Annotated in this window: 20 protein-coding genes; 8 read left to right on the forward strand and 12 right to left on the reverse strand. The window is 41.0% G+C overall.

The annotated features are described in order from the left end of the window. Positions 1-14: 14 nt before the first annotated feature. From AC1D7X_RS00235 to leuC, 3 genes are all read right to left on the reverse strand, one after another. Positions 15-1,487, reverse strand: a complete 1,473-nt coding sequence (locus AC1D7X_RS00235; RefSeq protein ID WP_495474426.1) for an N-acetylmuramoyl-L-alanine amidase family protein — start codon at positions 1,485-1,487, stop codon at positions 15-17. A 308-nt stretch (positions 1,488-1,795) separates the two neighbouring features. Then, a complete protein-coding gene (gene leuD / locus AC1D7X_RS00240) occupies positions 1,796-2,398 on the reverse strand; it encodes a 3-isopropylmalate dehydratase small subunit (protein WP_495474427.1) in 603 nt (200 codons plus the stop codon). Positions 2,399-2,422: 24 nt separating this feature from the next. After that, positions 2,423-3,844, reverse strand: a complete 1,422-nt coding sequence (leuC, locus tag AC1D7X_RS00245; RefSeq protein ID WP_495454609.1) for a 3-isopropylmalate dehydratase large subunit — start codon at positions 3,842-3,844, stop codon at positions 2,423-2,425. Positions 3,845-4,033: 189 nt separating this feature from the next. On the opposite strand from leuC, the gene AC1D7X_RS00250 reads away from it, so the two are divergent. After that, positions 4,034-4,945: a LysR family transcriptional regulator gene (locus AC1D7X_RS00250; RefSeq protein WP_495454608.1), complete on the forward strand. Its 912-nt coding sequence runs from the start codon at positions 4,034-4,036 to the stop codon at positions 4,943-4,945. Positions 4,946-4,961: 16 nt separating this feature from the next. On the opposite strand, the gene AC1D7X_RS00255 is transcribed toward AC1D7X_RS00250, so the two are convergent. Continuing rightward, positions 4,962-5,780: a carbon-nitrogen family hydrolase gene (locus tag AC1D7X_RS00255; protein WP_495454607.1), complete on the reverse strand. Its 819-nt coding sequence runs from the start codon at positions 5,778-5,780 to the stop codon at positions 4,962-4,964. A 153-nt stretch (positions 5,781-5,933) separates the two neighbouring features. Here AC1D7X_RS00255 and AC1D7X_RS00260 point away from each other — a divergent pair, with 153 nt between their 5' ends. The 7 genes from AC1D7X_RS00260 to mtnB all read left to right on the forward strand — a co-directional run bounded on the left by AC1D7X_RS00260 (position 5,934) and on the right by mtnB (position 13,547). Beyond that, positions 5,934-7,145 (forward strand): pyridoxal phosphate-dependent aminotransferase, encoded by a 1,212-nt coding sequence (locus tag AC1D7X_RS00260; protein ID WP_495454606.1) that lies wholly within the window; start codon positions 5,934-5,936, stop codon positions 7,143-7,145. A 329-nt stretch (positions 7,146-7,474) separates the two neighbouring features. Then, positions 7,475-8,578, forward strand: coding sequence for a glutamate 5-kinase (gene proB, locus AC1D7X_RS00265; RefSeq protein WP_495474428.1), 1,104 nt, complete (start codon positions 7,475-7,477; stop codon positions 8,576-8,578). 288 nt (positions 8,579-8,866) lie between these two features. Beyond that, positions 8,867-10,120: a glutamate-5-semialdehyde dehydrogenase gene (locus AC1D7X_RS00270; protein ID WP_495474429.1), complete on the forward strand. Its 1,254-nt coding sequence runs from the start codon at positions 8,867-8,869 to the stop codon at positions 10,118-10,120. Between the two features lie 21 nt (positions 10,121-10,141). After that, on the forward strand, positions 10,142-10,999 hold the full coding sequence (gene proC, locus AC1D7X_RS00275; protein ID WP_495454603.1) for a pyrroline-5-carboxylate reductase: 858 nt from the start codon (positions 10,142-10,144) through the stop codon (positions 10,997-10,999). Next, the gene (locus tag AC1D7X_RS00280) at positions 11,000-12,211 is read left to right on the forward strand and encodes a 2,3-diketo-5-methylthiopentyl-1-phosphate enolase (RefSeq protein ID WP_495454602.1); all 1,212 of its coding nucleotides are present in this window, start codon (positions 11,000-11,002) and stop codon (positions 12,209-12,211) included. Further along, positions 12,211-12,894 carry a 2-hydroxy-3-keto-5-methylthiopentenyl-1-phosphate phosphatase gene (locus AC1D7X_RS00285; protein ID WP_495474430.1) on the forward strand — a complete coding sequence of 228 codons (684 nt, stop codon included), beginning with the start codon at positions 12,211-12,213 and terminating at the stop codon, positions 12,892-12,894. Before AC1D7X_RS00280 ends, AC1D7X_RS00285 begins: the two co-directional genes overlap by 1 nt. Beyond that, a complete protein-coding gene (gene mtnB, locus AC1D7X_RS00290; RefSeq protein ID WP_495474431.1) occupies positions 12,891-13,547 on the forward strand; it encodes a methylthioribulose 1-phosphate dehydratase in 657 nt (218 codons plus the stop codon). The genes AC1D7X_RS00285 and mtnB overlap by 4 nt, the downstream gene beginning before the upstream one ends. Positions 13,548-13,763: 216 nt before the next feature. On the opposite strand, the gene AC1D7X_RS00295 is transcribed toward mtnB, so the two are convergent. The 8 genes from AC1D7X_RS00295 to AC1D7X_RS00330 all read right to left on the reverse strand — a co-directional run bounded on the left by AC1D7X_RS00295 (position 13,764) and on the right by AC1D7X_RS00330 (position 21,005). Further along, positions 13,764-14,897, reverse strand: a complete 1,134-nt coding sequence (locus AC1D7X_RS00295; protein WP_495454599.1) for a hypothetical protein — start codon at positions 14,895-14,897, stop codon at positions 13,764-13,766. A 23-nt stretch (positions 14,898-14,920) separates the two neighbouring features. Then, positions 14,921-15,376, reverse strand: a complete 456-nt coding sequence (locus tag AC1D7X_RS00300) for a hypothetical protein (protein ID WP_495474432.1) — start codon at positions 15,374-15,376, stop codon at positions 14,921-14,923. Next, complete coding sequence (locus AC1D7X_RS00305) at positions 15,373-15,921, reverse strand: RNA polymerase sigma factor (protein WP_495474618.1); 549 nt, start codon at positions 15,919-15,921, stop codon at positions 15,373-15,375. The genes AC1D7X_RS00300 and AC1D7X_RS00305 overlap by 4 nt, the downstream gene beginning before the upstream one ends. Before the next feature lie 158 nt (positions 15,922-16,079). Next, positions 16,080-16,787, reverse strand: a complete 708-nt coding sequence (gene deoD, locus AC1D7X_RS00310; RefSeq protein ID WP_495454597.1) for a purine-nucleoside phosphorylase — start codon at positions 16,785-16,787, stop codon at positions 16,080-16,082. 147 nt (positions 16,788-16,934) lie between these two features. After that, the gene (locus tag AC1D7X_RS00315; RefSeq protein ID WP_495474433.1) at positions 16,935-17,858 is read right to left on the reverse strand and encodes an EamA family transporter; all 924 of its coding nucleotides are present in this window, start codon (positions 17,856-17,858) and stop codon (positions 16,935-16,937) included. Positions 17,859-18,065: 207 nt separating this feature from the next. Continuing rightward, a complete protein-coding gene (locus AC1D7X_RS00320; RefSeq protein ID WP_495474434.1) occupies positions 18,066-19,835 on the reverse strand; it encodes a DUF4179 domain-containing protein in 1,770 nt (589 codons plus the stop codon). Further along, a complete protein-coding gene (locus tag AC1D7X_RS00325) occupies positions 19,813-20,397 on the reverse strand; it encodes an RNA polymerase sigma factor (RefSeq protein ID WP_495474435.1) in 585 nt (194 codons plus the stop codon). The genes AC1D7X_RS00320 and AC1D7X_RS00325 overlap by 23 nt, the downstream gene beginning before the upstream one ends. A gap of 218 nt (positions 20,398-20,615) precedes the next feature. Then, entirely contained in the window at positions 20,616-21,005 is a 390-nt protein-coding gene (locus AC1D7X_RS00330) for a hypothetical protein (protein WP_495474436.1), read from the reverse strand. Positions 21,006-21,040: the final 35 nt, after the last annotated feature.

Here is a 21,040-nt window from a genome sequence, read left to right on the forward strand (position 1 = left end):
AAATTCTCTTCTCTTTATTTATTACCCAAATATTCTTTAACTCCAGCAACAATAGCCTGTGCAACTAGATTTTGTTTTTCTTCAGAGAATATAACCTGCTCATCCGTGCTATTACTTAGGAATCCAATTTCCACAAGAACGGCAGGCATATTAGTTTCTCTAATCACATGTAAACTATTATTCTTAACACCACGATCACTTAGACCTGTTGCTTGGACTAAATATTTGTGTATGATATTTGCTAGATCTTTACTACTAATTCGTTCGTAATAATATGTTTCTGTTCCACCTGGTTTCGATGAAGGGTTACTATTACCATGAATGGATACAAACACATCAGCATTTAATTCATTTGCCAATTTCGTCCGTTCAGAAAGAGTAGGATAAGTGTCACTATCACGCGTCATCACTACATCTATATTCGATTCCTTAAGAAGAAGCGCTTGCACTTTCAGACCTACTGCTAAGTTAAAGTCCTTCTCGTGCTTTTTCGTGACACTTAGCGCTCCTGGATCTTTCCCTCCATGACCTGGATCAATGACAACAACCTTATGTCCCGAATTAACAACAGGTGGAACAGTGACTGTCTTATTGTCTTCTGTAACGTTCAAATCAATAACTATCATATTAGAATCCAAATCATAATTTAGTTGAAACGCATTAGCATTATTTAGTGAAATAACAACGCAAACTGCGTAAGGATCACTTGGAATCAATGAATAACTTACTTCCGACACATTAGGATTCTCACCAACTTCCAATTTACCTTTCAATCCCGGATCCAAAGGTTGCACGGTCCCAAAGGAATCCACGAATGTGGTATTTGGTAGATCCACCACAATTCGATCAGGATTCTTTAATGTTGAAACTGCAGGCTTAACTTCTCCGTCTAAAGATATAATAAGCTGATTATTGACAAAATTCATTCCACTAACATGGTTTAATGATGAACCTTCACCTGTACTTACATCTGAATCTCCTGAAGGTTGTAAGTGATCTTGTGTACTTGGAGATCCTGTACCTACTTGTTCATCGTGGAAAGACTCTTTATTGCCACTCGTCAGATAAACCGTCTTATCTACATTGTCCCAACTCACGACAAGTCCCATTTGTTCACTTACGAATCGAATAGGAACTACAACAGTCTCATTCTGAACTTGAGGAGCAACATTTAATATGACTTGTTTCCCTTCCACTGTTGCTTCTTGCTTATTAACCGTTAGGAATATTATCTTTGCATCTTGTTGGATCTTGACACCTTGAGACTTTTGGTCCCAATCCACCTTAAACTTCAGATTCTCAACAACTACACGAATCGGAATCATAACATTCTCATTCATGACTTGAACTTGGACATTAGAAGGCATACTAATTTCCTTACCATCAAGAATGATCTTTGACTGAACCGTTGCTGCGTTACCTTCATTTGGAAAACTGATAATAAAGAACACACATAACAAAATAAATAAGCTAAATTTCTTCATCATACACCTCAATTGTACATTTTTTGTTTTAATCTAGTAGTTATTTCTCAACCCGATTTGCTCAATGCTAACAATATTCTACCTATGTATAGGCAAATCCTCCTTTAGTTACATTTTTTCCCTTGAATATTTTAACTATTACGACATTATCATGAACTCGTTCATTTGTTGTCATCCTTTGTAGAATATTGGTATCAATGAATGACAATTAATATATGATGTCATTCTGGTCAATTACGAAACAACAAAAACAAGCCTCTGCGCCCTCAATGGGAACAGAAGCTTGTTAAGATACTAATTTATTTAAACGATTATGCTAATGCGAGATTAGCACGTTTTTGCTCAAACGCTGTGATCTCAGCTTCATGTTGCAACGTTAGACCAATATCATCAAGACCCTGCAATAGGAACTGACGACGGTGCTCATCGATGTTGAAATCAATGTGCAGACCATACTCATCTGTTAGCGTCTGATTCTCAAGATCCACATTCAATTGATATCCATCATGAGTTGCTGTACGTTGGAATAAATCTTCCACTTGCTCTTCAGACAACTTTATCGGCAAGATACTATTCTTGAAACAGTTATTATAGAAGATATCTGCAAAAGAAGGCGCAATGACACATTTAAAACCATAATCCAAAATCGCCCATGGTGCATGCTCACGTGAGGATCCACATCCAAAATTAGCTCTCGATATGAGTACAGACGCACCGCTGTAACGAGGTTTATTCAGTTCAAAACTGTCAATATCGTTTCCTTCCTGATCAAAACGCCATTCATAAAATAAAAACTGACCAAACCCCGTCCGTTCTATTCTTTTTAAAAATTGTTTTGGAATAATAGCATCTGTATCAACGTTGACACGATCTACCGGGCCTACAATCCCTGTTAATTTAGTGAATGCTTCCATAATGATTAGCTCCTCTCTTCTCTTTTAGTTCGCTATTTCCGTTTTGAAGTTCCACTCGCGAATATCTACGAATCTACCTTTAACAGCAGCCGCTGCTGCCATAGCAGGTGATACTAGATGTGTACGTCCACCACGACCTTGACGACCTTCAAAGTTTCGATTAGATGTAGAAGCACAGCGTTGTCCTGGTTCAAGAACATCTGGATTCATTGCAAGACACATACTACAGCCTGCTTCACGCCATTCAAATCCCGCTTCAGTAAAGATTTTATCAAGTCCTTCTTCTTCAGCTTGGATTTTAACTTTCCCAGATCCTGGTACGACGATGGCTGTAACTCTATTGTCTACACTATGACCTTTCGCTACAGCAGCTGCTGCGCGTAAATCTTCAATCCGCCCATTCGTACAAGAACCAATAAATACATAATCAATCTCAATCTCCGTCATTGGAGTTCCTGGTTTAAGATCCATATATTCAAGTGCTGCCTCAGCAGCTTTACGTTCATTTTCTGTAGGTAATTCAGCAGGTACAGGCACCTTCGAAGTAATATCGGTTCCCATTCCAGGACTTGTTCCCCAAGTCACTTGTGGAATCAGTGTATCGACATCGAATTCCAACACAAGGTCGAATTCAGCACCTTCATCTGTACGCAGTTGTTTCCATGTCTCAACAGCAATATCAAAATCCGCTCCTTGAGGTACATGCTGACGTCCACGCAAATAGTCAAATGTCGTCTGGTCCGGAGCGATCATTCCTGCTCTAGCCCCACCCTCAATGGACATATTACATACAGTCATACGCTCTTCCATTGTCAATGATGCAATAGATTCACCTGTATATTCAATAACATAACCTGTAGCGAAATCTGTACCATATTTAGCAATAACACCAAGAATCATATCTTTTGCTGTAACTCCTGGATTTCTTTTTCCAACAAAACGAATTTCCATGGTCTTCGCTTTGGATTGTTGTAAACATTGAGTTGCTAGTACGTGTTCAACTTCACTTGTACCAATACCAAAAGCTAAAGCTCCAAAAGCTCCGTGAGTTGAAGTATGGCTATCCCCACACACAATTGTTTTCCCTGGATTCGTAAGACCCAGCTCAGGGCCCATTACGTGAACTACCCCTTGCTCTACCGTATTCAAGTCGAACAATGTCACACCGAAATCACGACAGTTCTGTGATAGTGTATCGATTTGTTGTTTGGAGATTGGATCTTTAATGTTGAAACGATCTTTCGTTGGTACGTTGTGATCCATGGTTGCGAAAGTTAACTCTGGTCGACGCACCTTGCGTCCACTTAGTCGAAGTCCTTCAAATGCCTGTGGAGATGTCACTTCATGAACGAGGTGCAAATCGATATATAGGATACTCGGCTTGCCCTCTTCCTGATGAATGACGTGATTATTCCAAATTTTCTCAAACATTGTCTTTTTACTCATCATATTCACCCCATCTTAAATTCGAACTTTGGAAGATTTGCCAACAGAAGGCATCTCTTGAATGAATCAATGATATCACCGTTGTCTTAATTGTTCCAAGATATAATATCTATAAATGCTATAGGTTTGAGCTATAAGATGTTAAAATAAAAAAGAAGTAACTCACAAATATTAGAGGATGATGATTTCATGGAACTAAGACAATTACAATATGCCCTACAGATCGCTGCTGAACGTAATTTCTCCCGAGCTGCAGAAAAGTTACATATTGCTCAGCCTTCACTCAGTCAGCAGTTATCCAAGCTTGAGAAGGAAATCGGTGTGCTTCTTTTTCAAAGAAATACAAGTAGTGTAGAACTAACCCATGCTGGAGAAGCCTTCATGGAAAAAGCACAGAAAATCATCGATGAAGTAGAGTTATTACGTCAGGAGATGTCCGACATCTCACAACTTCGTGGTGGAAAGGTTGTCGTAGGAAGTATGCCGATTACAGGTTCTCATCTCCTTCCTTATGTGCTCCCAACATTCAAACGATCTTTTCCGAATATAGAAATAACCCTACTAGAAGATTCATCAATGAATCTAGAGAAGTTAACCGCGCTTGGAAAAACAGATCTAAGCCTGCTCTCTCTCCCTCTTGTAGAACCTTCTCTAGCCTATGAGATTATAGGAGAAGAATTGATTGATCTCGCTGTACCAACAAATCATCCACTTGCTCTAAGAGCTACAGCCAATAACATGCCAGTACCGGTTCAACTAGAAGAGCTCAAAGGAGAACCCTTCATTATACTTAAGAAAGGTCAAGGTTTTCGAAAAATGACCATTGAACTTTGTCAGCAAGCAGGGTTCGAACCTCATGTCGTATTCGAAAGTAACAATATGGAGACCATTCAATCTTTGGTTGCAGCTGGCATGGGTGTGACGCTCGTCCCACGCTATATCGCTCGTGCACCTAGATCAGAGTTCGTCCCTATCTATTTACCATTGGCTGATCCTGTACCTTACCGAACGCTTGTCGTCGCTTATAGAAAGGGTCGTTATCTCTCCAAAGCCGCTGAGGCTTTTATAGAGACTTTCAAAACCTCAATGGCGGATCTATAAGTTTAGTAAGTTTAGACTACTTAAAGTAAATGTCAGGCCGGCGATCGTTAAAGATGGGAATACGACTACGCACCTCATCAACAAGCGATAATGAGATTTCCCCTGTAACGATCTCTTCCCATTCTCCACCTTCCACTATAATCTCACCCCATGGATCAATAATCATGGAATGACCGAAGAATGAAACCTCCCCATTGTCCCCTACTGTATTACATGCGATGACATACATCTGATTCTCAATGGCCCGCGCCATGAGTAATGTACGCCAGTGATGCAATCGGGGATGGGGCCATTCAGCGGGAACAAAAAGTACTTTCGCACCATTTAATGCTAGACTCCGTGCCATCTCAGGAAAACGGATATCATAACAAATGGACACGCCTGCTTTAAAGTTATCATTCACAGGAAAAGTAACTAACTCCTGTCCTGGAACTAAGTATTTCTCTTCATTCATTAAGCAAAATAAGTGAATTTTTGAATATTTGGCGATCTCTTCACCTTGTCTACCAAATACATACATTGAATTCGTGATCTGATCCTCATTACTTTCAGCTATTGAACCCCCAATTACAAATACTTCATGTTGCTTGGCAAATGATTGTAACCATCCCTTGCTATGTTCACCTTGCTTATCAGCTATATCTTGGATTCGTTCCAATGCATACCCTGTATTCCACATTTCAGGCAACATGATAAGATCAGGCTTCGGGATCTGTGTCATAGCCTTCTCCATTAAGGAATGGATATGTTTCTCATTCGCTTCAGGGTCCCCTAATTGTATAGTCGTTTGAATCAATGCTATTCGTAAACGGTCATCATTCTCTATTTTTGTCATAGAATCTCCTCTATTTCCGCTGTGATATATAACATCTTATATTGACCAGCACACCCACGCAATACTTGCTTACTTTTAATTCACCCTATACAGCTCGGTTAAATGATGATAAATTAAATTTACTATATTTACATGAGAGTAGTGTGATTAAGGATGACCACGCAACCCATTAGCCAGCGCAACATTTCAGCCTTTCACATCGAACCGGCCGATGTTATTAAAGAACTCCCTAGTCAATTTTTTGCTAATCTAGTTCAAAAAGTGAACCGTGAAATTGCGGAAGGCCATGATGTCATCAATCTAGGTCAAGGTAATCCAGATACGCCGACGCCAGATCATATCGTAAAAGAGTTACAGCGTGCAGCTGCTAATCCGTTGTATCATAAGTATTCTCCTTTTTCAGGTTATTCCTTTCTAAAAGAGGCTATTGCTAAACGATATCTCGAAGATTACGGTGTTGTTCTTGATCCTGAGAAAGAAGTCGCTATCCTCTTTGGGGGTAAAACAGGACTTGTAGAATTGCCACAAGTTCTCCTTAATCCCGGTGATCTCTGTCTTGTGCCAGACCCTGGTTATCCAGATTATTGGTCAGGTGTGGCGCTTGCACGGGCTGAAATGTCTTTCATGCCTCTACTCAAAAACAACAACTTCTTACCTGATTACAATCACATTAGTGAACAAGACAAAGCGCGTGCTAAACTTATGTTCTTGAATTATCCTAACAACCCAACGGCTGCAACAGCTCCACTTTCTTTCTATGAGAATACCGTAGAATTCGCAAGAAAGAATAAAATTATCGTGGCCAGCGATTTTGCCTATGGAGCTATTGGGTTTGATGGACAACGTCCAGTCAGTTTTCTCCAAGCACCAGGTGCTAAGGAAGTCGGGATTGAACTATATACCCTCTCCAAAACCTATAATATGGCTGGTTGGCGTGTAGGTTTCGCTTTAGGTAATGCCGAAGTGATCTCGCACATGAATTCTCTTCAAGATCATATGTATGTCAGTTTATTTGGTGGCATCCAATCGGCAGCTGCGGTCGCACTTACTTCTTCACAGGATTGTGTTCACGAGTTAGTAGATCGTTATGAATCAAGACGCAATGCGCTACATAGTGCACTAGATCGTATCGGTTGGCATACAGATAGACCTAGTGGATCCTTCTTCAGTTGGCTACCCGTTCCTGATGGGTATTCGTCTGTTTCTTTCTCAGACCTTCTTCTTAAGGAAGCCAAAGTTGCTGTCGCTCCAGGCATTGGATTTGGTAACTGTGGAGAAGGTTACGTACGCATTGGATTGCTTAGCTCGGAGGATCGACTACGAGAAGCAGCCGCGAGAATCGGTAAACTAGGCATCTTTTCTTAATCTTTGCAAAGCCACCATTTACATGGTATCCTAGTTGAAAATAAAACTAACCTTATACTTGAAAACGTGTTGACGGGACTATTAAGTAAGGCTATTCACGCTTGTAGAGAGTAAATTCCTTGGCTGAGAGAGTTTACCGTGAATCCTATCTGAACCTACCCCTGAGCGGCCTGCTTGCAGGACAGTACCTTCTGTTACAAGGTTATTAAGTTGGATGATTCAGTCATCAATAAAGGTGGTACCGCGGAAGCTATAACTTTCGTCCTTTGCTCGTCAAGGATGAAGGTTTTTTTGTTGTAAATATGACTTTTTATGAGGAAGTGAATGTTGTGTCATCGCGTATTGTCGTCAAGATCGGAAGTAGCTCCCTTACCTCTAATGAAGGAGCTTTGAACCGTGAAGCTATTATATTTATCGCAAGAGAAATGGCTTCCCTAAGAGCTTGCGGTCACGAAGTATTGTTGGTTACATCAGGTGCGGTTGCAGCAGGATTCCGTGAAATTGGATATGATGCTCGACCACGACTATTACATGAGAAACAAGCTGCAGCTGCGGTTGGTCAGGCCCTTTTAATGCAAGCTTATCAGCAAGCCTTCGCTGCGCATGGTATTGTCACCGCACAATTATTGCTCACACGGACCGACTTCTGCAGTCGTAAACGCATGAATAATGCCGGAATGACCGTTGAGGAATTGTTGAAACAGGGTGTCATCCCTATTTTTAATGAAAATGATACGGTCTCTGTCGATGAACTGAAATTCGGTGATAACGATACGTTATCCGCTCTTGTCGCCAATCTGGTTAAAGCGCGTCATCTCTTGATTCTCACAGATATGGACGGTCTATATACTGGAGATCCCCGGCACCATCCAGATGCCGTACGTTTCAGTCATGTGACTGAAATAACGGATGAGATCTATGCTATCGCTGGTGGGGCTGGATCCTCGCTCGGTACAGGGGGAATGAGATCCAAAGTAGATGCAGCTAAAATTGCAACTCGAGGTGGTGTCCCTGTATTCGTAGGGAAAGTATCTCAACATGGTGATCTTCAAAGTGCTGTAGATGGAATTGGACGGGGAACCTATTTCGATACCAAACTATCCTCATTATCCATGAAGAAACAATGGCTTGGCTTCATGTCCACACCGCTTGGTTCCATCACTGTAGATGCAGGCGCAGAAGAAGCTTTAATTCATGGAGGGCATAGCCTCCTTCCCGTAGGCGTTAAACAAGTAGATGGTCATTTCCATGCAGGCGATGTTGTGGAAGTACTTAATTCGGAAGCATCCGTGATCGGAAGAGGCGTCATTAATTATGATGTTGATCAATTGCGGCTAGTATGTGGGATGTCGAGTTCAGATGTATTTCAGAAAATTGATAATATTCATCGGTTGGAGGTTGTTCATCGGGACGAGTGGATTACATTGAAATAGGGGCTCATTTGGAAGACCGCTACGGTGTCGGATTGTTCTTACGATCGCTGGTGCCCCCAAATTTTTTTGAATATATCGCTGTTAGCGATAAAATTCGAGGGCAAAGGCGAACGCTACGCTTCTCCAGAACAATTCCGTCCCCTTCGCAAGGCTACAACGTGAGATTTTTGCGTAGGGTATTAGAACAAACATAGAGATCTCAAAAAAATAACACCATGCTTCCGATGTGATTTTTTTGCGTAGATCATCTGAAAGTGGCACTCCAAAAAAATTTAGGAGGTTATCCCAATGAACAATAGTGAAGTGAGAGAAAAAGCAACACGCGCTAAGGCTGCTGCTACTGTGTTAAATAGGCTCGATACTCAGCAGAAGAATGAGGCGTTGCGGTTGATGGCTCAAGCACTTAGACAAGAACAAGAGCTTATTCTGAAAGCGAATCTTGAAGATCTTGAGCGCGGACGTCAGCAGGGTACTGCTCCTTCCCTACTCGATCGTTTGGCACTGAATCCAGAACGGATTAACGCGATGGCTGAAGGATTAGAGCAGATTATTGCTCTTCCAGATCCCATCGGTGATTTACTAGAAGCGTTAGATCGTCCAAACGGATTAATGATTGATAAAGTCCGCGTTCCTCTAGGTGTTATCGGTATCATATATGAAGCTCGTCCGAATGTAACCGTTGATGCGGCTGGTCTGTGCCTAAAGACTGGGAATGCGGTTGTCCTTCGTGGTGGTTCTTCCGCAATCTCGTCGAACCGTCAAATCATTGAAGTGTTACAGCGCGCGCTTGCTGCTTCAGCTATCCCCGTTGATGCCTTACAAATCATCGAAGATCCGAATCGTGCGTCTGTCGATGAAATGTTGAAGCTGAAAGGATTGCTTGACGTTGTCATTCCACGAGGTGGTCGATCCCTTATCCAGAATGTCGTAGAAAATGCTACTGTACCTGTCATAGAAACGGGAGCTGGCGTATGCCATACGTACATTGATGCTTCAGCAGATCCTACTATGGCTTCAAATATTAGCCTGAATGCCAAAGTTCAGCGTCCTTCTGTTTGCAATTCGATGGAGACCCTTATTGTACATCAAGATTTTGCTGCCGGTCATCTTGCGCTTCTTGCTGAACAATTCAAGGAATCCAACGTAGAAATACGCGGATGTGAGGAGACACTTACTTACATACCTTGGGCTATTCAAGCTTCCGAAGAAGACTATTCTACTGAGTATAATGATTCTATTCTGAATATTAAAATAGTCCACACCCTGCAAGAGGCTTTAGATCATATAGCAAAACATGGTACGCAACATTCAGAATGTATCGTAACGGAAGATAAGGAACACGCTGCAACCTTCATTCAAGAAGTGGACGCTGCTGCGGTCTACCATAACGCATCTACTCGTTTCACGGATGGTTTCGAATTCGGATTTGGGGCAGAAATAGGAATTAGTACTCAAAAGCTACACGCGCGTGGTCCTATGGGACTGCCTTCACTTACATCCACTAAATACAGAATCTATGGTAACGGACAAATTCGTCGGTAACACCAACAGGAGGATTAAATCATGAGCCAACAACAACATGTATTTCAGAATGGTATTACCTTTTATGGAGCAGGATCAATGGCTGAAGCCATTGTTCGTGGACTCATTGCACGGTCTGTCGTTCGACCTTCCGATATCTTCATGCTTAACCGTAGTAATTCCGAACGTCTTGAAGAATTGCATAATCGATATCAAGTGAAAACGAGTAATGACGATTCCGCCAGAACAGGAATTCTACAGAATTCTTCTGTTATCGTTCTAGCTATGAAGCCTAAGGATGCGGGGGCTGTTCTTAAAGAGTTAGGTCCTCTCCTTAAAGAAGATCAGTTAATTGTTTCCGTCATCGCAGGTTTGTCGATTAAAACGATGCAACGACTATTAGATCGCAAACAACCCATCGCGCGTACGATGCCAAATACATCAAGTTCAATCGGTCTGGGTGCCACGGGTATATCTTACTCTAAAGAAATGACGGAAGAGCAACGTCGAACGGTCATGACATTATTTGAAGCTGTCGGCACGATCACGATTATTGAAGAGAAGAACATGGATTTATTAACTGGAATCTCAGGTAGTGGTCCTGCTTATATCTACTATATGATGGAAGCGATGATTGCGGCTGGTATTCGTGGAGGTCTGTCGGAAGAACAGTGTAGAGCGTTGACCATTCAAACGGTGCTTGGTGCTGCTAGAATGGCACAACAAACGGGTGAAGAACCTAGCGCTCTTAGAGCGAAGGTAACTTCTCCGAATGGCTCTACTCAAGCTGCCATTCGCACACTTGACGATGGAGATTTTTTCGAAGATGTCATCGCTGCTGTCAATCGCTGTAGTGAACGATCACGTGAAATGGGCGTTGCACTAGAGGAGGGAATTTAAATGAGTTTTTGCACAGCTACCTATAGATTGTACGATCCTAAGGCAGATTTCCACAAGAAAGCTGAATCCATCGCTGTCGGGTTAACCGTTGGTAGTTGGACAGAACTGCCTCAAGCGAAACGAGAAGCCATGCAAAAGCACCTCGGACAAGTTCTACATGTCCATGTGGTTGAAGATTTGATCGGTGTAGATCGGTACGCGGATATCACTATCGCCTATCCTGATGTGAATTTCAGCCGAGACATTCCAGCACTTCTTGTCACTGTATTTGGAAAGATTTCTATGGATGGAAGAATCAAATTAATCAAACTTGGCTTCTCAGAATCATTCCAGTCTGCTTTTCCAGGACCTAAGTTCGGGATCGATGGCATTCGACAACAACTGGATGTCTATAAACGTCCCCTTCTTATGAGTATATTTAAATCTGTCATAGGTCTTAATCTAGAAGAACTACGTGAGCAATTCATTCTCCAGGCGCTGGGTGGCGTTGATCTGATTAAGGATGATGAGATTTTATTCGAGAATGAACTCACACCTATCGAGAAACGTGTTGAGATTTGTGCACGGGCTGCCGAAGAAGCCAGTAAAGAAACAGGTAAAAAACTTCTGTACGCAACGAATTTGACTGGGCGCACTTCTAACTTGAAACAACAGGCTCTAAGAGCCATTGATGCAGGAGCCAATGCACTTCTGTTCAATGTCCTATCCTATGGCTATGATGTCCTTCATGAGCTTAGCAGTGATCCTGATATTAACGTTCCCATTGCTGCACATCCTGCATTAGCAGGTGCATACTACCCTTCGGCACATTATGGCATATCTGCCTCCGTTCTCCTAGGACAGTTAATGCGTTTAGCAGGTGCGGATCTGGTGTTATTCCCTTCGCCATACGGATCAGTCACCATGCCAAGAAATGAGAATTTAGCTATTCGAGATGAACTTATAAGTAATGATTTGAAAATAAAGACAAGCATGCCTGTCCCATCCGCTGGTATTCATCCTGGTCTTGTGCCTTTAATTATGAAGGACTTCGGAACAGATGTTGTAGTTAATGCAGGTGGAGGTATTCACGGACATCCCATGGGTACATCTGCAGGTGGTCGTGCTTTCGTTCAAGCCATTGATGCAGCGATGCATGATATTCCTTTAGCCGACTATGCTCATGCCTTTCCTGAACTACAAACGGCATTAAATACTTGGGGAGGAAAGTAATGACATCACATAAAAAAATCGTTATCTTTTGCGATTTCGACGGGACCATCACGATTACAGATAACATTGTTGCAATTATGAAGCACTTCAAACCTGAAGGTTATGAACCTATTATGGATGATACAATTAACCAGCGAATATCTTTACGCGAAGGTGTAGGAGCTATGTTCGCGCTTATGCCTTCAGACTTGAAAGAGAACATTGTTGATTTCGTTCTAAGCTATGCAGGTATACGAGAAGGATTTCAAGACTTGTTAAATTATCTCGATCAATCCGACATTGGATTTAATGTCACTAGCGGGGGCATGGATTTCTTTATCGATCCTCTTTTGAAACCATTTGGTATTCCTGAGGACCATATCTATTGCAATCGTGCTGATTTCACAGGGGAGCATATCAAGATCACTTGGCCTAATCCTTGTCAACCTCCTTGTGAGAATGGGTGTGGAATGTGTAAAACAACCGTTATGAGGCGTTATCCAGAGGATTCTTATTACCGTATCCTGATTGGTGATAGTCTAACCGATTTCGAAGGCGCTAAGATTGCCGATCTTGTCTATTCCCGTTCTTGGCTTACTACGAAGTGTGAAGAACTTGGTGTAGCACATGTCCCATATGAGACATTTCATGATATCTTGAATGATCTACGACAGAAACAAGAGCAAGGAGTGTTACGAAGATGAGTTTTCTAAATATTACGTTAGAAGAAAAACAGCAGGCTTTAGATGAGCTACGAACAGTTAAGAGTCTATTTGCCGAACGGAATTGGTTTCCAGGTACGAGTGGGAATTTATCGATTCGCGTAGGCGAATTTCAAGAGGATCAATTTCATTTTGCTGTAACTTCGAGTGGCAAAGACAAATCACAGAATACACCACAGGATTTTTTATTTGTGGACCAGAACGGTCAAGCGTGCGAAACAACGAATCTTAAGCCCAGTGCAGAGACTTTGATTCACTGTGAAATTTATAAAATGACTGGGTGCGGCGCTGTCTTCCATGTACATACCGTATATAATAACCTCATTAGTGAATGGCTTGGTCAATCAGGGCTAGTTAGAGCTAAAGGAATTGAACTTATTAAAGCTTTTAATATCTGGAATGAGGATGCTGAAATTGCGATTCCTGTTCTTCCTAATTATGCTGATATTCCAGCCATTGCCACAGAGGTACCAGGTGCACTGAACCCTGCAATTCCAGGGATATTGTTACAGAATCACGGAATTTACGCCTGGGGTAAGAATGCTTCTGAAGCGAAGAAACACTTGGAAGCCTTTGAATTTATTTTCGAATATTTATATCATAGTTTACTTCTCCATAACGTAGCTAAGAAATAGCCCTTCTTTTATCATCAATACAAAACATCCCACTCCCTCGTATGATTGAGAGAGTTGGGATGTTTTTTGCTTCTATTCGATCAGATTTAGATTATGCTGTAGTCCGAACCAACTGACGGATTAGAGCTGGGAACCACGATTTCAATGGTGTGAATGGGAATCCCGCCTTAGCCCCCTAGTAGCAATGGTTACGTCCATGCCTTTGTATCCTAACCATTAACGACGAGGTCGAATTTTTTCTGCTTTCTTGTTCATGTTCTTATTTCCTAGTACTATCTTCAGTCCACCACCGATAAATAATAATGAGACAATGATGGTTTGAATATAGGTACGGAATCGATAGTCAAGCTGAAATTCAGGAAACCTTGTATCCAATTCAGGAATAATGAATTGTGTGCTTAGATAATACAACCCTATGAAAAGCAATGCTATCCCTACTAACCCTCGGTGATTATCTATTCCTTCGACTAATGGACGATCCACTAATGGTTCTTTACCATAGCGAGAGGCCTGTTGTAAGCCATCAAAGAAACTATAGAACCAAATCACAGGTATGAGGAACAAGAATAGTGACAGTCTGAGAATATCAAGAATATAGATGGAACCCAGAAACAATACCATCAGTTGTAACCCTCTTTTTTGAAGCCCAAGATACATATGCCCCGCACCTGGGAAGGCAGACAATAACGTCACTAATATTTTACTGCGTTTCCCTTCTTCACGACCTTCTTCAAATTCCTCAAATAATGTACGGTCCACTAACAGCTCACCTGCTTGCTTCCGATTGAGTTGTTGTACGACATCGAACATACAATATAGCCAGATAATTGGGAGCACACCCAGAAATAACAAGAATACGGATTGATTTGTAATTCCCGTAACAAACACCATAATCGTTGCTAGTCCAAAGAAAGCGACCAAGAAAGATAATCCGCGTTGCATCAACCCCAGTTGAAGATGACCAAGCCCTGGGACAAATGATAGCAGGATCGTATAAAATCGCTCGCTGTGCTCATTCTGAGTACGTGGTTCACTCACTAACTGTCCGTGTTCATCCACGGCATGACCAAGTTCATTGCGCAAATGAGTCGGAGTTGGAGATGGTGCTTTTAAAATGTATATGATTAAATCAAGCATGCTTAAACACCAGAAGAACAACCCGCTAACGACTCCAACACCTATAAAGAATTCCTCACTACTTGCTAATGCCAGCAGAGCGCTCACACCTATACTTCCGAAAAACAATATAGGATAAAGAAACCCTCTTCCCTTTCGTCCTAAGAAATAGTGCCCTAACCCAGGGAATACATTTAAAATAAAAGCAAAAAATCCATTTCGTTCATTCTGCATTTTAGATCCATCCTCTCCATCCATTATCGTTTCAATTGGTCAAGCCAAGACACTGTAATATCCATCATCTGATCACTGTAAGACGTTGTCTGTTCGGTAGCAATAACATGATTTAAATCTCCAGCCACGAGCTTATCGAATAACCCGGTTGTCAAGAACAGTAAAGTTATACAAGCAGCCACGGTATAATGAAAAATGGGATGTTCGAACCAGCGTCGTCGCTGTTGATAGCTGTCTTCTTTCTCATAGAGATGTTCAGGAATTCTATTCATGACCTCATCGGTAAATTGCATTGCATTCGCTATATCCGGCATACGCAGTTCCGTGGAAGATAGGAGTTGAATATGTATATCCATTGCTTCAGTATCTTCAAGTAGTAGAGATTCCCAAGACTGTTCTTGTTCTAGCGTACATATACCGTCAATATAGTGTTGGGCTAGTCTTCGTTTGTCGTCCTCACTCAAATCCAAATCATTCATTTCCAATCTTCCTCCTTCCATTTCTTCCGAATCCACTCTCTTGCCCGATACAATTTAGATTCTACCGTTTTCGGTTTCACATCTAGCTCATGAGCGATTTGTTCGTAGTTCTTCTCATCTAAATAAAATGCCGTAAGTACTACCTTATGATTATCCGGAATCGTTTGTAGCTTTCTCTTGAAAAGTTCTTTCTTTTCCTTACGAATTGTGTGGGATAAGGGATCCTCTTCGTCCGAAGGTACTAGCTCCATATCGAACAGGGGATATATCGTATCCTCACCTCGCCGAGTTTTCTTTCGTTTCAAATCAATCGCCTTATTCGTTGCTATTCGAGTAATCCAGGATTTAAATCCTTGGGATCGATATTGAGAAAGAGACTTATAGATTTGGATAAAGGTCTCTTGGGCAACATCTTCTGCATCTTTCACATCGCGCAATACCGAGTATGTCGTATGGAATATATGTTTACTATATTGATCTACAATGAAACGAAATGCAGTCGAGTCCCCTTGAAGAATATCTTCTATGATTTTGTCCTCGTCAATAGTTCTCCTCTCCTTCCCCTACTCTTAGACGTTCATTTTATCATTACCCCTGCATTTCTTTTCAAAAAAAATATTCCAAAAAAAAAGACTGAACAAGAATTTCCTCGTCCAGTCTCTATATCTATCATGTTAATCCATGGTGCGCACTGCACACATTATTACAATGTGATTGCTGTTTCCAATGCCACTTCCATCATATCATTAAAGGTAGATTGACGTTCTTCAGAAGTAGTCTCTTCCCCAGTCAATAAGTGATCACTTACTGTGAGAATCGTTAGGGCATTCACACCAAACTTCGCTGCTAATGTGTATATAGCCGTTGTTTCCATTTCCACAGCCATAACACCGTATTGCATAAATTTCTCAACAACCGATTTATCATCACGGTAGAAAATATCAGAACTAAACACATTACCAACATGTAGGTTAAGTCCCTTTGTTACTCCTAGATCATAAGCCGTTTTTAGTAAGTTAAAGTTCGCAATAGGTGAGAAATTATATCCACCAAAATTGTGATGATTCACACTAGAATCCGTACATGCAGCCTGCGCAAGAATAACATCCCGGACATGAACATCCTTCTGCATACTTCCACAAGTTCCTACACGCATTAAGTTCTTAACGCCATATTCAGAGATTAATTCATTTACATAAATGCTAGTTGAAGGAATCCCCATACCCGTTCCTTGAACGGAAATACGTTGCCCCTTATAAGTACCCGTGAATCCAAGCATGCCTCTTACTTCGTTATAACAGATGACATCCTGTAAGTATGTTTCAGCAATAAATTTCGCGCGAAGCGGATCTCCTGGTAAAAGTATTGTTTCGGCAATCTCGCCAGGTTTTGCTGCAATGTGAGTACTCATTCGTTTTCCCCCCGAAGGTTAATTTGTTTAGCTTTTTTATAGTAAATGGCTCTAATTCCCCCAATTGATCTCAGAAAATCATACCCAAGACTATCATATCATAATTTGTAATCTTTGACGTTATCACTTACTTATCCATGGCGTCTATTATGAGGCCTGTCTATTAGGAGGCGCCAACGTATCTTCTATTTGATGTTTGAACGATATTCTTCTCATTATTTCTGGAGAAATGATTCCTAGTACAATCAAGATCATACCAGTCCATTGTATTGGTGTAACCAATTCGCCTAAAAAGATGACAGAAACGATCATAGCTGATGGTAATTCAGCCGCACACAAAATTGTTCCTAACCCTGCTCCTAATTTTGGCATACTTATGGCGAATAATAAGAACGGTAAAACCACACCTAACACCCCAAGTAGCAGTCCATATCTCCATAGATTCGTCTCGGTAAGTTGGGTAACGATGTGTATAGGATTTGTTGTAAATGATACGGTTAGAAGCGCTCCAGTCCCAATAAAGAATAACCTTTTGGGAGCCGCCTCTTTGGTAGCAACTTTAGATGAAAGTACCATATATAACGCATAGAAAAAGGCAGCAAGTAATCCAAATAAAACGCCTTTGATACTTAGTGATGCTAATGGTTGCTCAAAGATAGCTCCTGCACACAATGAACCTATGAGCAATAATAGGATAGCTACTAACTTACTTTTACTTGGCCATGTTCTAGTCATTAAACTTTCAATAACAACACCGATCCAAGTAAATTGGAAAAAGAACACAACCGCTATAGAAGCAGGCAATTCAGATACAGAGACTGAATAGGTTATGCCCACTAATGCGGTCATTGCACCCGTAATCACTAGCTGCCCAGCGTTTTTCCATGAAATCTTGTAGTTAAATGAGAACAAATAAAGAGCAGCAATCATGATCCAGCCAAGGGTGTATTGACTGCCAACTAATTCTCCTGAAGAAAAACCTTCCTTATATCCTAACTTAATCATCGTTGACAATGTACCATACGATATTGCTCCCAATATCGCGAAAATAGAATACTTAAACAAGTTCAAAATTGACACTCCTTCTATAAAAAAATAAAAATCGCCACCTGTCCTTATGGACAGATGACGACCGAAAAAAAGGTTTCCCTTTTAAAAATTTCGTCTCTCAAAAATACTGAGTTTGTAAAAGCAAGTTGTGAAAGCATTACGTAATCTTTACAGATTATAATTCAAAATTTAAACTCTGTCAATATAAGTTGAAGAATTTAATACAATTCATTTACCGCTGTTGCTATCTTCTTTCATTGGCACTGACCAATCTACGTTCGTATACAGTCGATCAACGACTGTACGAATCAGTTCAATTCGCTCTGGGATCATAGTCATGCCTGGTGCGCGGAACTCGAAGAGTCCGTCGACCGAACTGCCTCCAAGTATAATATATCCCTCTTTCCACCCGGATGCTTCCGTTGTCGAACTGCCTCGCATAGTGATATTATACTCTCTATCATTGGGAACTTTTAATGTCCATTGATCGTATCTAGATTCGTTCCACAGCTTACCACTTAGATGTATCGCTCCCTCCGACACTTCTCCATTTGTATTCGGTGGGGCTTCCACCGTAAAATCTTCCAACATCATCTTATCACCATCATAATAAAAAGGTACCGGATGATCTTTAAGCTTGGAAGGTTCGAACTGAACTGATGAATCATCAGACTCCGCGACGGAGTAACCGTCGAATACGAATGTATAAGGCTTATCTTGCGGTAAATATTTAAACGTATAGCTCCAATGCATCAATCCTGGTTTCTCACCAGGGAGATGGGACTCCGCCATCAAGCTGTCCATATATTGACCCACTCTCGTATTGACACTGTGAATTTCATTACCTTTCATATCCTCAAAATGAAACTTTAAGCCTTGTTTCTTCCATAATTCTCCTTGAGAACGAATTAACGCCTCCTCACTAAGTTCAGTATCAAGCTCTAATCGAACACCTTGAACCATCCGAGTCAGTCTCTTCAAGCTAACTGTCATTCCATCCGGTGTGGTATAACTTCCCTGTAATGGCGTAACGGTCGTTTTCTTGTTCGCTTCCTTCAAATCGATGGAAAAGTCAAAGTTCCATTCTCCTTGGGAATATTGAATATTTCTCATTTTACTGCCTAATTGCGAAATACGACCTTCAATGCTAATACGGTCGGTTTGAATGGGTTCCGCGAAGAAAGCAACCATATAATAAAAATTGTTAGTGACACCCATATCATACATTTCCCCGACGATTTCCCCTTGTTCATCTTTTATAATAATGTTATTTGCACGAGAAAACTCTAAGCGATTTCGATCATGTTTGCCATCAGGACCGAATAATTGTAGTGCAATGATCACACGAGTAGGGTCTGCTACTGCCTCATTGATTATGATAGTATAACCCTTATCTTTCACGGTAATATTCGGATATTCGACTAACCCAAACTCTTGCGCTCGTAATAACCCAATGTCAACACCAGAATCTTGCCCAAATAGGGAACGAAGCTTCTCCGCTAGCGTAGGTACGGAATACATAAGCATGGAGCTCATGATAATCAATAGCGCGGCCACTCCAACCGTTAGCTTCCATAAGCCAATACCTCTTCGCTTGAACAGGCCTTTTCTAACTGAAGGCACTATTTCGTTATCAGATACAGTTTCTATGACGACTTCAGGCATGCTAGGTCCATCAGTCTTCTCTAAATATGAAGTATCTAATATACTATCCTGTCTACCCTTTTGGTCCGTTGCTCTCATTAATACATTCGAGATAATATCTTCTTCAAACTCTATCTCTTCTCCTTCAATTAATACCATTAAATCGGTAGTAAATGAATCAGGTAAGACTTCCTCATACAACTCTAAAAACCAAACTTCTTGCTCTTTGAGCTGTTTATGATAAAGAGAAAGGCATCGAAGACAGGTAGCAATATGTGAGTCCATTTGTTGTTTGTTCGATAAAGGTGAATTCATTATGTATTCTTCCATTTCATCGCTGGTTAAGCATTGCATCAGTCCTCACCTCCTCTGCAGTTAGCATCTTTTTCAAACTTAATTTCGCTCTATAAAGGTCATTTTGGATTTTGCTAAGGGGTACGTCCAACACTTCGCTCATTTCTTCATAGCTCAGATCATTCGTATATCTGAGTAACAACGCTACTCGATAATTCGTCGGCAGTCGCCTCATCAGAACCTGTATCTCCATTCGGTGCTCAACCTGCAATAGAATCTCTTCAGGATCATCGGCTGATAAAGGCTCTAGTAAAGGTTCTACTATCCAGCCTATGTGATGAGTCCTTTTCCGTAAATCTTTCAGTAGATTCGTCGCAATAGTATACAACCATGCCGCAAAACTTTTACTCGGATCATGGGAAGCCAGTTTACGATATGCCTTAATAAAGGTCTCCTGAGTTAGGTCCTGAGCATCCTGGTGGTCAGCTCCCATTCCGCGGAGTAGGCCATATATTTTATTTTTGTAATGTTCTACCAAAAAGGCATATTCCTCTTTATGTCCTGACAACACACGGCTTATCCATCGTTTTTCATCATCATTCTCATGTATTCGATCTTCCACTGGCAAGCCTCCTAGGAGTTCTATACTATATAGACGAGATTTATTTGTTAAACTCTCACTTGGGAGATAAATATTTTTTTGATAGCTTATCGTTAGGTTCAGATCTGTACGAAAAAGATTAGCGGATGAACAAAAAAAGACAGCTGCCTAAGCACCCGCTTTTCCACTAATGTTATCTATTAGTCTAATAAAGTCATTATCCGTTGTATCTGTCGATACTAAATACCGAACAAGCTGATTGAATTCATATCCTTCAATCCGCCCTGCCTTACCGATTCTCTTTCTCCTATACTTACACAAATAAAGTACTCTGTTGGTGTTTCTTTTACAATAAATCCACCCGGCACTGAATTTTTATACGTTTCATACTGATCTAATAGTTCATCTTGTAAATCTTCAGCACTACTCCACCCCCAAGTAAACTGCGAAGAATATTTTGTGTATATAAGTTCTTTATAAGGAATGCTCTTATGATATTCATTAACTACTTCTAATGTTTTCGTTGTTCCGTCCACATGCTGATTCTCGTTCCCCTTTAACTCCGCACTACACCCTGCCTGTAAACTTACGATAATAATCATAAAAATTACCTTCATCATTTTCGCCATTGTAATCCCCCCTTATTATCTGAGACTCAAACTCC

This window comes from Paenibacillus sp. Y568, assembly GCF_059445545.1.